The sequence below is a fragment of the Bacteroides sp. RCH18 genome (genome assembly GCF_058231005.1).
The window spans coordinates 1,947,426-1,961,140 of record NZ_JBIPTC010000002.1; the positions used below are offsets into that span (position 1 = coordinate 1,947,426).

General features: G+C 38.8%; 8 protein-coding genes. All 8 read left to right on the forward strand.

The window, feature by feature from the left end; translation table 11 throughout:
- Positions 1–184 precede the first annotated feature (184 nt).
- From ACHLI0_RS22875 to ACHLI0_RS22910, 8 genes are read left to right on the forward strand one after another with little or no spacing between them, the layout of a single operon-like run.
- Complete coding sequence (locus ACHLI0_RS22875) at positions 185–3,118, forward strand: SusC/RagA family TonB-linked outer membrane protein (RefSeq protein ID WP_490750106.1); 2,934 nt, start codon at positions 185–187, stop codon at positions 3,116–3,118.
- Between the two features lie 33 nt (positions 3,119–3,151).
- Positions 3,152–4,690, forward strand: coding sequence for a RagB/SusD family nutrient uptake outer membrane protein (locus ACHLI0_RS22880; RefSeq protein ID WP_055217552.1), 1,539 nt, complete (start codon positions 3,152–3,154; stop codon positions 4,688–4,690).
- Positions 4,691–4,703: 13 nt separating this feature from the next.
- Positions 4,704–5,498 carry a hypothetical protein gene (locus ACHLI0_RS22885; RefSeq protein ID WP_008766185.1) on the forward strand — a complete coding sequence of 265 codons (795 nt, stop codon included), beginning with the start codon at positions 4,704–4,706 and terminating at the stop codon, positions 5,496–5,498.
- Positions 5,449–6,516, forward strand: a complete 1,068-nt coding sequence (locus ACHLI0_RS22890; protein WP_225637521.1) for a DUF5007 domain-containing protein — start codon at positions 5,449–5,451, stop codon at positions 6,514–6,516. The genes ACHLI0_RS22885 and ACHLI0_RS22890 overlap by 50 nt, the downstream gene beginning before the upstream one ends.
- Positions 6,517–6,539: 23 nt before the next feature.
- A complete protein-coding gene (locus ACHLI0_RS22895; protein ID WP_202572932.1) occupies positions 6,540–9,710 on the forward strand; it encodes a SusC/RagA family TonB-linked outer membrane protein in 3,171 nt (1,056 codons plus the stop codon).
- 24 nt (positions 9,711–9,734) lie between these two features.
- Complete coding sequence (locus ACHLI0_RS22900; RefSeq protein ID WP_048698522.1) at positions 9,735–11,246, forward strand: RagB/SusD family nutrient uptake outer membrane protein; 1,512 nt, start codon at positions 9,735–9,737, stop codon at positions 11,244–11,246.
- A 26-nt stretch (positions 11,247–11,272) separates the two neighbouring features.
- Positions 11,273–11,995, forward strand: a complete 723-nt coding sequence (locus ACHLI0_RS22905; protein WP_008766181.1) for a fasciclin domain-containing protein — start codon at positions 11,273–11,275, stop codon at positions 11,993–11,995.
- A 20-nt stretch (positions 11,996–12,015) separates the two neighbouring features.
- Positions 12,016–13,701 (forward strand): DUF5124 domain-containing protein, encoded by a 1,686-nt coding sequence (locus tag ACHLI0_RS22910; protein ID WP_118337169.1) that lies wholly within the window; start codon positions 12,016–12,018, stop codon positions 13,699–13,701.
- The last annotated feature ends 14 nt before the right edge of the window (positions 13,702–13,715 follow it).

Genomic DNA, 13,715 nt, shown 5'->3' on the forward strand with positions numbered 1-13,715 from the left:
ATGATTCCTGAACTTATATTGAACGATTTTTAGACCTGTTATAGTTAATAGCGATTATGGTCCAATTTTGGAAGTTTTTGAATGATTAGAGAACTTCTTTCTACTGGATAACTCGCACTTTTGTGATGCATTTGATGCACAACTAATACTTATTTGGTCTAAATAACTTTATAAATCTAATAGTATGGTGATAATTTTACCTAATTTCTTTTTGCAGAAGCCTGTTTGTCGTTTGCTGGCTGTCATGGGCTTTTTAGGATTTAGTGGAGCGATAGCGTCTCAATCAAGTTCGCCTGTGAATATTGATTCTGTGGAGACCTATATGAAAAAAGACTCTTTTGAGAAGAATGTAGGATCTCGTTTCGTTACTAATCGTAGTATAGACTCCTTTGGGGTGAGTGATACTGTTGATATCAAGATGTTGCAGCGCTCTCAATTTTTATCTATTCAGCAATTACTGAAAGGGAATGTGCCCGGTGTATATGTACAGGAAAATAATGGAGAGCCTGGTACCATTCAAAGCATGCTGGTTCGTGGCTTATCTTCACCTGTCTTTTCTAATAAAGATGTGTCCAGTGTTCAGCCGACAGTTTATTTGAATGGCGTTCCATTGATGCTGGAAAATAGCTATGTGTACGATATCAAACAGTTTGATATTAATCCGATAGGAGCCGCTGCCAACATGCTGGCGGGATTGGATATATCTTCCATAGAGTCAATCGAAATTATCAAAGATCCGCTTCAGCTTGCCAAATTAGGTCCTTTAGCTGCTAATGGTGCTATCTGGATAACAACCAAAGACGGTTATTATGGCGGTGAAAACGTTTCTATCGGAGTTTCGGCAGGAATGGCCTTTGCTCCGTCTTCGGTTCGTATGACGAATGGATCATATGAAAAAGCATTCCGTCAATGTTTCTATGATACGTATTCTCTTACACCGGGTAAACAACCCGATTATCTTATGGATACAAGAGATGTACGTTATTTTGGTAAACCGGACTGGGCAGACGATTATTATCAGTCATCACTCTTATATAATGTAAATGCTTCTATCGGTGGTGGTTCAAAGAAAGCGAATTATGTATTTACACTCGCAACGACAAAAGATGCGGGAGCAGCGGACAATACCTCTTATACGAAATATAATATTGGCTTTGCCTTGAATATGGTTCCTTTGGATGGCTTGAATGTTAGTACAATTATTAATGCCGCTAAGATAGACCGTGTCAGGAATCGGAATTTTAGAGACAGGTTTGCTGAGATGGAGTACATGGTTGATTTTTCAACTCCGCTTGCACCTGCCGGCAATTTGTATAATGACTTTTTAATATCCAATGATTTGACTAAAGATGATAATTATAACAATTTACTGAATGGATTGTTGGCTTTGAGCTATACTAAGCAAAGATTCAATGCTACAGCCAGCATCAAACTTGATTATACAACAAATGTTCGTCGCGCTTTTTGGCCTATGGCTTTGTTGGAGTCCGTCAACTTTGTATCTAACTATTCAGGATACAATCAACGGATTATAGGTGAAACTTCAGCGAGCTATTTGTTGCCTTTAGCTGATATTCATAAGTTGAATATTCAGTGGAATGGCTCTATAACCAGCGATTTGTATCACTATAATTATACTCGTGCCTATGATGGTGATGATGATATGAAGCCGACAACAAGTACCGGGAACTTCAAGCAGTATCGTTATGTTGATCGTTTGGAGAATAGGTGGGTATCGACTTCAATAGCTTTAGATTATAAGTATAAGAATTTGCTTAATGTGGGATTATTGGCAAGATACGACGGAAATTCCGCTATCCAGTCGGATCACAGATGGATGTTTACACCCGCTGCCTCTGCTGAATGGAATTTAAAGAATCATTTTTTTACAGGTAGTACTGCATTGTCTGGATTGTCTTTGCGTGCATCTTATGCACGAATAGCCAAATCATTCCAGTCCGATAGATATGAATTAGGTCCTCAATACTTGGCTACAAGTATCACATGGAGTGGCGAACCGTTACTTTCCTCAGCTAATGGATTTGCAACAATCACTCGTCCGTATGCATCGGGTTGGGTTGGTTATGATTTAAAGCTTCCCTATTCTGATAAAATGGAGCTTGCTTTGAAAGGTTCTTTTTTCGACAATCGCATTATTGCGGAAATAAGTCTGTATAAGAATTATGAAAAGAACTTATTGACATATTTGCCTGTCACTCAAGAAATGGGATATGAGTATAAACTGGCCAGTGGAATGGATATCAGTAATCAGGGATTGGAATTAAATCTTTCGGCATCCATTCTGAAGAACACTCCGTTGAAGTGGGATTTGTCTTTCAATGCAAGTTATAATAAGAACAAACTGGAGAAACTTCCCGAAAACCAGAAGACAACTGTGATAGGCGACCATAAACTACAAGTAGGACAGTCAGTTGATGCCTTTTGGGTGTATCAAAATAAAGGCATTTATACAAACGACTCAGAAGTTCCTGTTATGAATGGGAAACCACTGAACATAAATGGAGTTCCTTTTAAAGCAGGAGATCCTGTTTGGACAGACGTTGACGGAAACAATCAGATTAACGACAATGACCGTGTGCTGACCGGACATGCCATTCCACCCTATACAGGAGGATTGACTAACCAGTTTGCTTATAAAGGATTCGATTTCAGCTTCAATCTCTTCTTTGCTTTGGGGCATAGTGCTTTAAATCTGCGCGATCAGCAACGTTACGACTTTGCGACTTTGGATAATATTCAGTCCTTGCAGTCTGTCAAGGAGATTTTCTTTTGGCAAAACACTAATCAGCGTGATAATTATCCTATATACAATCCGCAAAGTAGTGTTCATCCTTACCGTGCAGAACAGGATTTGTTCCTTGAAAAGCTGTCATACCTGAAACTGAGAAATATAACTGTTGGTTACACACTTCCTATAAAGAAAGTTGGTAGTAATATACCTAAAAGTTTGTATTTCTATCTGACAGGATCTAATCTGTTATCTTTCAGTAATTTTTCAGCAGGTGATCCGGAATTAGTTAACTTCAATGGTACCTATGACGGGTATTCGCTTCCCATTCCTCGTTCCATTTCTTTGGGACTGAGATTTAAGTTCTAAAAATATCGGAGATGATAAAAAATGAAAAACAATATGAAAAACAATATGAAAAAATTGCGATTAGCTCTTTTCTCCGCACTTGCCTGTTTATTTCTGCAGTCCTGCAATGACTTTCTGGATGTAGATCCCAAACATGCAGCTTCGGAAACCCAACAATGGAAGACCCTTGAAGATACTCGATCAGCATTAATGGGAGTATATGGCTTGACACGCGCAGCCTTAGCCGATAACAATACTCATTGGATATGTGGTGATTTGCGGAAGGGGGATTTTACGGTTTATAAGCGTAGTGACTTACAAGCTGTGTCTGATAATGAATTGAACAAGCCATATGACTTGTTGAAGAAAGTATCTAACTGGAGAAGATTTTATGCGGTAATCAATGCGGCATCTGTTTTTATGGAAAAAGCTCCACGAACTGTCGAACTTGATCGGTCGTATTCTGAACAAAACTTGAAATATGACATTGCTCAAGTACGCGCTTTGAGGGCATTTGCTTATTTTTATATGGTAAGAATTTGGGGAGATGTGCCGTTAGTCACCTATTCTTATGATAACGGAACTTTTCCGTCTATGCCCCGTACAGACGCTCAAACGGTGCTGAGTTATGCTAAGGCAGAACTGTTGACAGCTATAAAGGATTTACCCTATCAATATGGTACTCAAACGAATTTATATTATGGTTCATATGGGGCCCAATGGCAGGGAAAACTGTTCAATAAGTTATCTGCATACTCTGTATTAGCTCACATCTGTGCTTGGCAGGGAAATTATGCAGAAGCCGAGACATATTCTGCATTTATAATAGATCATGCATCTGAGATTAATGCAAAATATACTTCTATTGCCGACTTGACTTCAGAAACAGGGCTGTTTTACTCGAATGCGAGTGTAAAAGGTTCAAGGATTTTAGGATTTAATTTTGCTCACAATGATAACGAAGCAACTCAAAGCGGACATCTTGAACAGTTGACTTTAGCTTATCCATTGGTACAAAAATCCTATCCTGAAATATACATTTCAAAGGACAGCTTATTTTCGATTTTTACCAATTTTGATGACTTGCGGTTTGGAATCATAGATACCATCAAATATTCATCCTATTATGTTCAGAATTTGAATGAAGAAACTCCGGTGTTCAGTAAAATAAAGATTATTCAGGATGGATCGGCGAAAGACAATGATTTCGGAGTCTTTGGCTCGTCTATTGTTTTCACTCGCCTTGAAGATATCACCTTGCTACGGGCTGAAGCATTATGCGCACTAAATAGAAGCACAGAAGCTGTATCCTACCTGAATATGATCCGAACAAATCGTGGATTGAGAGAAGTATCTTTTAAAAAGGATTTTGGGAATAATCGCGAAAGCTTAATTGCCGAGATATTTGAAGAGCGTCGCAGAGAGCTTATGGGAGAAGGCTGGAGGTGGTATGACCTTGTCCGTCGGCAAAAGCTGATGAAAGATAATGAGGCATTCTTGCGACTGATCAGCAGTGGTGGAATCTACTGGCCGGTATCGGAAGATATCATTACTGCTAATTCACAGATTGAACAAAATGAGTTTTGGAAATAAAAAGAAAACGACAATGAATAAGATACTATTTATTTTATGTCTGACTTCGGCTTCCCTTTGGATGCTGTCTTGTACAGATTACGAAGTGGCTTCATATCCTGAGGAAAATGAAACCGAAGTATTTAATGGAACCGTTCTGGATTATTTGTCCACAGGGAATGAAAGGCTGAATTTGAAATTTGATTCTATGATGGTTCTTGTCAACAATATTCCCGATTTCATACAACAGATGGAACAGACGGATGTGCAATATACAGTTTTTGCCATACCGGATGCATGTATCCGTTCCTCATTGGCGCAACTTAACGAGTACCGTAAACAAAAGGAGTTGGGTGAAGCGATTTATTTGAGTGATTTATTAATTGAACCGTTTGTTGTTAAAGATACGATCGTTAATGTTATAACACCGACTTTAAATGATACGATCATTAACGAATATCATTATGATTATAGAGCTGACCTTGAGCGAATGTTATGCAAGTACATTATTAAAGGTAGTTACGATACCGATAATATTCTAGCCAATGAAGGAAATAACTCCTTAAATTCTTTGAAGTACAATTATCAAATGAATATAGAATGTTCTCGCAAACCGGCATCCGGATTTGTAGGCGGAGGAGTCAAACAGCTTATTTTCAGTGATATGAAAAACTCTCAGGTAAAAGATAACTGGAACAGAGTTTCTACGGTATGGAATGATGTTTATACAAATAATGGTATCATTCATATCCTTTCTCCCCAACACAGTTTCGGTTTTGATGAATTTATTTACGTATTTAATAATTATGGCAATGAATATAAGAAGTAAAAATATTGCGCTGCTGTTTTCCTGCGTATTATTAAGCATATCGTGTGTCGATAAATATTTGCCGGATAGTTTGGATGCTTTCGACAGAGACGTCAATTTTACTACAAAACTATATCGTCCTCAACTAGGAAAAAATACTTTGATGTCTGACAACTTTTCATCGGGTAATTCAACGCTTCCTCTTACTTTCGAAATATCACGAATCGTGAGGGCCGACGGAAGTCCTGCACCTGAATTGACGGAATATTTCCCGGTAAAAGTTTGGAAAACTCCATATATGGGTACCGAAAAGTCTATAGAAGAAATAGAAGCTAAAAGAGAAATAGAATATCGTACTCTTTTTCAGGTTAAAAAGCATTCCGGAGAATTTATGATGTGGTCCAATGCCGAATCTTCTTTTGTGCAGTGTGCTCCGAGTGACGGTTATATTTTTGATGTGCTGGTGAAAAACTCGGGAGGATATAAAACTTTTACCGATATGCAGCTTATACCTGTCAGAGAAAGTGATTACGAACCGAGTATATACGATCCGGAAACAGGGTTGGTGCAGGGACAGGACTATGTTACACCAAATTCGTTAACCCTTTTTCAAACAGAAAGTGGAGACTATATGTTTCCTGAAGATGTACATATTTATTTTCGTGAGAACCAAGATAATGATGATGATGTAAAAAGTTTGACTTTTCGTTTTTATGGACCGGATTATACACCGATCTCTCCTTCATCTTTTAATCAGACAGACTGGGCTAATCTGATTCATGGTTTCAATATGGAGAAAACAGATGAATATGTAAAGTATGATGTAGTTTATCCCATGCCATTGGTTGAAATGAAATCAAAATATACCAATAAAGATGGTAATAGAATAAATGTCAATTTTTTATATGACCGTATTACAGCAAGTGGTTATCGTATGACATCCACTATGTCATTTGAATTTGCGATATACAAGGAAGCTCATTGGGAGATAATAGTTGTATTTACAGCAGGAGCCCCCTTGTTTGAAGATGGAAAATAACTAATTAATACCATGATTCTAATATGAGAAATATATTTAAATATGGCTTGTTGGCTATGGCGATTGTCGTCACCTCGGTTGGTGTTCGGGCTCAGGATATTCCTGTCAGTGGTGTAGTCAAAGATAAAAGCAATAATTCTACATTGCCTTATGCTTCTGTTATTGTTAAAAATGAAAGTGGAAAAACTGTGCCTCAGCTTTCAACCACAACTGATGATAACGGACGATTCTCTACAAAAGTTAAGAGTGGTTACCGACTTGTATTCTCTTTCCTGGCGTTCGACAGTCTTTCAGTCAAAGTTACTAAACCTTCAGAACGCATGCAAATATATCTGAGTCCGACAGAGAATATGCTTGATGAAACAGTTGTAGTCGGATTTAAAAGAGTTAGTAAGGCTGCGGTAACAGCATCGGTTACGGTTATTAAAGCAGAAGATCTGGTCAATACTCCTGTTGCTAATCCGATGGAGTTGCTTCAAGGGCGTGTTCCCGGATTAAATATTCAGATGAATAATGGTACTCCCGGAGGTCTTCCAAGTTTTTCAATTCGAGGAGTCTCGGATATTTCCGTTCAATCTTCCGGTGATGGCGAGTTTATGATGGGGCTGACTCCTCCTTTGTTTGTAGTTGACGGTATACCGCAGGAAGACGTAACGGGCTATGATGCAGCTGGTTTGCTGTCAGGTGCGACAGTCAGTCCGTTGGCTATGATTCCACTTGAAGATATTGCGAATATTCAAGTATTGAAAGATGCAGCTGCAACTTCCCTGTATGGTTCAAAAGGTGCTTACGGAGTAATTCTTATAGAAACTAAAAGAGGAGAAACAGCCAAACCGAAAGTTTCTTATTCGGCTAACTTTGTAGTGAAAACACCACCGAGGTTGAGAGATGTACTTGCAGGCGGGGCGGAGAGAGCGCTCAGAATTATGCAAATTTTGGGAAATGATACATCCGCCTATCATGGATATAATGAAATCCATAAATTGCAGGCACTGTCAGATAGCTTGAATCCTTATTACAATAATAATACGGATTGGCAGGGTGTCTTTTATCAGACGACTTACAATCAAACTCATAATCTTAGTTTCTCTGGTAAACCTAATGAGAAATTTGACTATAAGATCAATGCAAACTATTATACGGAAAAAGGAATTGTGAAAAACACGGACTTTAACCGATACGGTATCAGGGCAGCAGTAGGATATAAGCCTAATGATAGATTTCATTTGGATCTAAATCTTGCCACTACATTAACCCGAAATAGTAATGGTAGCGGAAATGCTTTCTCACAATCCGGCGTAGCCGCAGGTTCGGCAGCTTCTTCCTTGTTGCCTCCACCGTCTATGTATACAGCTTCCAATTCTGCATTGTCTGTTTTTTCTGTCCAGGCAGATAATCAGAATGTAGTCTATGATGCAAGTATGAATATCATGTATCTGTTGCCATTTGATATAAGATGGAGAAGTACTTTAGGATATAAATACGGAACTGTGGAGAATGAGAAATTTACGCCGGGTATTTTGAATGCCAATAGGGCTACTTGGAATAACGGTAGTGAATATAGTTATAATATGTATGTTCGTTCATTATTGTCAAGAACCGTAAAATTGGGAATTGTAAATTTTGATTTACAGGGAGGTTTTGAACTTTCATCCGAAAAGTATAGCGGTAACTTTATTATGCTGAATGGATTGGCAAGTGACCATATATGGTCGTCCGGTATGCCGTCCATGGCAGCTGGAAGGTCGAATTTTTCAGATAAAAAGAATACGTTTGCACTTATTATAGATCCTCAGTTATCGCTGCCTGGTGGGAAATACGTATTTACTCCCAATATTCGTCCTGAAATAAATTCATCTTATGGGTCGCAGGCGAAATGGGCAATAAATCCTTCATTAGGATTTCGCTGGAACTTCAGCCGTGAATCTTTTGCTAAAAAATGGAAGTTTCTGGATGCCGGAGCTCTTCGTGTAACTTGGGGACGTAGTACCACTTATAAAGCTAGTATTTATGATATATGGGGAAGTTACAATCTGAGCAAAGATACTTATAATGGAGTTTCTATTATTCCTATTGATAAAAACGCTATGCCGAATCCGGATTTGAAGCCGGTAACGTCAACATCATGGAATCTCGGAACAGACTTATCATTCCTTAATAATAAAATTATGTTCGTTGCCGAGGCGTATTACAAACAAATTGACAATCAGCTAAGTTCGATAGAGTTGGCTAACCACAATGCTTTTAATTCCGTAAGAAGTACGAAAACGAGTCTGGTTAACTATGGATTGGAGTTTTCGTTGAACGTCCGTCCGTTGTCAAGGCAAAGTAATTGGGATTTGAATGTAGCGACTTCACTGGCAATTAATAAAGACGTGATCGCAAAGCTGCCTAACGAGGTGCGGCAGATTATTAACAGTGATGCGGAAGTGGTGAATAAATTAGGTTCTAACGCGATGGGGAATTATCTCTATGTGTATAAAGGCGTATATGCGACTGACGAAGACGTGCCTGTTAATCCGCTGACCGGAGAACGCTTGCGGATGGGAGGGAATACTTCTACTCAAGCATACTTTAAGGCGGGAGACCCTATTTGGGTGGATGTAAATGGTGATTATATCATCGATGAAAAAGACAAGGTGATTGTAGGTAATTCACAGCCGCGAATGACCGGTGGTATTAGTATCAATCTTCGTTATAAAGCGTTTTCTATCAACACTAACTGCTCGTTTACGTTGAGACGTGATATTATCAACAAGGCTCTGGCAGACCGTTTTAGGGCTTATGGAACACCTGTAGCAGGTAAGGTGAACCTTACAGGTAGTGGAGCTTTAACACCTATTGAGGCATATAATTTCTGGACAGAAGATAATATCTATGCCCAATATCCTAATCCGTTTGATTATACCCGTTCAAGTATTATTCAGCCTTTCAGATACGACCAGACATTGTTTATGGAAGATGGCTCTTATTTTAAAATTAACGGTATATCTGTGGCTTATACTATTCCAAAGAAAATGCTGGATTTTTTTAGGATCAGCCGATGTCAGCTTAATTTTAGTATGAACAATATTTATACTTTCTCCAAATATTCAGGCATCAATCCCGAAAATGTAAACAATTTGGGATATGACACATCCGGTGGTTATCCCAATGGTCGTACTGTGACATTTGGTGTCTCAATGGATTTTTAGATGAACGATTAAATATAGAAGAATATGAAAAATATAGTTTTAATAATGACTTTGATAGTATCTTGCCTGTTTGCCGGTTGTGACTCGCTTGCAAATAAGAGTGAAGATAAATTATCGGGTGATGATTTTTGGGCGCAGGGAAATGAGACGAATGCGGAAGCTTTTTTGTTGAGCATATACAATTCGTTTCGGAATGCAACAATGTCACAACGTCCTTTCCTTACGTATAGCGGAGATATGCGGTGCGCTCCAATAACAGCCTACAGCACTGGGGATAAATATGTAGCTTATCTGGCTAACAACGATATGGGTGAATTGCGTAATACATATCCCGATGATGCTAGGGGCGGTTTAATAATGCAATGGGATGTGTTTTATACTGCTATTCAGGATGCCAATATTCTGCTTGCTGAGATAGACAAAGTGCCCGGTATGGATGGATTGAAACGGAGTCGTTTTAAGGCAGAAGCTATTTTCATGCGTAACTTGTCTTATTTCTTCATCGTAAGGGCTTTTGGAGATGTGCCTTATTATACAAATGCCTATAATGAAGCTCCCTTGCCAAGAACCAATATGGTTATAGTTTTGCAAAATTGCCTTGCTGACTTACAACCTTTGCTTGACGATGATCCGGGAGCGGAAGTACTACCATGGTCATATTCATCTTATTCGAGCAAAGGGATTAGAGCCTCCAGAGGTTCTGTCATTGCGCTGATGATGCATATAAACTTGTGGCTTGTACAGTTTGATGCACAAAATAAAGAGCAATATTATAGGAATGTTGTTTCGCTAGGCGAGGAACTGGAACGTAATAATGGAGCTTATTCATTACTTGATATAAATAGAAGTTCCGTGATTTTCGCAGGAGGGTCAGACGAAGGCTTGTTTGAGATTGCACAAAATATAAATTTCAATGAGATATTTATGATGAATGCAAAGTTTTCTGATAATGTTTCCTATTCCTGTCTGAACAAGTATACACCAGTGTTCTGTTATTCAGGAGATTATCTAATGAGTCTGTTCCCTATGTATGAAGATGATGCGAGAAAAGAATTATGGTTTGACGAAAAGATATATTCTACTTCGGTTTCAAGTTCTGCTCCTAAGGAAATCAAGAAATTTTGGAATATTGATACTTATGGAAACGGAACAATTACGTCCAACTCCGGCAATCAAATAGTATTCCGTTATGCAGGTGCACTTTTGTTGTATGCTGAAGCTCTTGCCGCTTTGGGGACTAACGATACGAAAGCCTGCGAATTACTCAACCGGGTCCGCAATAGGGCACATGCTTCCGAAATAAATACCTCGGGTAGTGAACTGATGGATGCTATTTTCTGGGAACGCTGCAGAGAGCTTATCGGTGAAGGACATTACTATTATGATTTGGTTCGTACAGGAAAGGTGTATAACAGAAACTATTGTATGAATCCGATGACGCGTACTAATTTCAATGTGGGGGCATGGACATGGCCTATTCATCGTAATGCGTTGAAAAACAACACACAGATTGGATTGAATTTATTTTGGGAGTAACTCTGATAAACTTAAAATGTATAGATATGAAAAATAATATCAAATTATGGAAGAAAATTGTCGGATGTTGCCTTTTGGCAGTACTCATGTACAATTGTGCCGATGATAGTTATTTAATTGATGGTGGAAAAGCGAACCCTTATTATAATGGGAATATGATGCAATATTTGGAATCAAGACCCGATTATTTTAAAGATTTGGTGGAAGTCATCCGGCTGTCCGGTATGGAGGATGTTTTTGAAGACGAACAAATTACCTTTTTTGCACCTACCGATTGGTCAATCCGTGGTAGTTTTAATTATCTGAACCGTATTTGGTATCGTATGGGGCATGATAGCATCAAGAGTTTTAGTCAGATAAAACCGGAAGTCTGGCGTGAAATGCTGTCAATGTACATTGTAAAAGATAAATATTTGCTGAAAGATATACCTCAAATTGATACGACTGCCATAGCAGCCTATCCGGGACAGGCATTTTTATCTTATGGTCAGCAGCCTATGAACATGGGTGTTGTTTATTATGATGCAAACAATGTGAAATATGCCGGTGCAAGACAAATCATATACTCTTATGTCTATGATTTCACTATAGGAGATATGAAAAACGCTTATGTAGCAACATCTGATATACAACCGACTAACGGAGTGGTACATGTACTCAGATTAACCGATCATGCATTTGGTTTTGAACCATATCTTTTCGCTACCAAAGCTATAAATGCGACAATAGAAACAGAACCGGATAATTAACTATAAATAAAGATAGTACAATGAAACATATTACCATCTATTCGTTAATGATTGTTTGCTCCGTATTCACTTCGTTATTGGTAACATCCTGTAACAGTGATCTGAACAGCAATATTAAAGATGATCCGTACAGTGGAGGAAAAGCTCCGCTTGGAATCGGTTTGCTGGCTGAATCTCCTTCTCCGGAAAGCGCTTATCCCAATGATACGGTTGTATTCAAAGCAAAAGGGATGTTGAACTGGTGTGATCCGCAATCAGGACGTTACGATTTCAAGTTCTATATTTCTGATGAAGAAACTAAAATTGTAACTGCTACCGACACGACAATCACCGTGAAAGTACCTGGAAATCTTAGTTCGGGTACGGCTTATATTGTATTGAAAGAACAGGTTTTCTATGGACCTCGTCTCACTGTATTAGGAAATATTAAGATAGATCAGTCATACGGCTTTAAAGGCACTTCGGGACCTATTTACGATTGTGCGGAACATTATTCAAAAGCACGGGTATATTATCCTGTTGGCGACTATATGCAGGCCTACTACAATGAAAATAGCTCGCAGAGGTTTTCTTGTATATCTATGGTTTTGACAGACGGCTCTGTATCGGGAAAATGGGTAACTGACTTCAAACTTGATCCTGGTCAGGGAGCCGGCATTGATCTGGCCAATCCGGGAGTGACAGATATTGAATGTTACCTTAATTCATTTACTTATTTTCCTAGTGACCACAGGGTTCTTCTGTCGGGTAAATTTTCAGAATACGGCTGGGATAAGTTGCCGGTCAATAACATCACGATAGCTACTAATGAAGTAGCCTCGTATTATAAAACTGTAGCGCTGCCTTCGAAAAAGAATAATACAAGCATAAATTGTAAGATACCGGTATTCAACGGGGGAACTCTTGAAGCGCCTGTCCGTACATTTATAACTTCCAATGAGAAGGTGGTAGCAGTAGGAAATATTACAAACTACTGTCGTATTAATACCGAAAAATCCTATGCTGAGAGTATGGTTTTGGATTATTCGAAGGTTGCGAGTGTATTGCGTATGTCAAGGACTGGAGAACTTGATGATAGCTATCGCAGGGATGCAGAAGGAGTTATCGGGCAGATTTTAGATGCTTGTATGGTCGAAAGTGACGGTATTGTCATAGTAGGGACATTCAGCAGTTTCGATGGACAGTCTGTGAAGAATATTGTGAAGTTGAATGCCGAAGGTACCCTTGATGAAACTTTTATGAGAAACATCGGTACGGGCGCAAATGGAAGTATTACTAAAATCCGGTACAATAAAAACAAAAAGAAAATCCTTATAACTGGGGAGTTTTCTGAGTTCAACGGTATTCCTGCACAGAGTGTAGTTATGTTGAATGATGATGGCACACGTGATGAAATTTTCAAGATCGGAAAAATGGAAGGAGGATTGGCCAATTTTGCCTGTCTGCTTGATAATGATAATATTGTTGTTTCAGGTGCGTTTACGAAATACGATGGTGTAACTCGCCGTGGTTTCCTTATATTGGGTCGTGATGGAAAGGCGCTGCAACAATTTAATGTGCCGGGCATCTTCCAGGGTGAACTCTACAAAGTAATTGAAACTCGTACTTCGACCAATTCAAACGGATTGCTGCTGCTTGGTGATTTCAGTCGTTTTGATGGTAATATGGTTCGCAATGCGATGATGATAGAAGTTGATTATGAATAACTTATTATGAAATA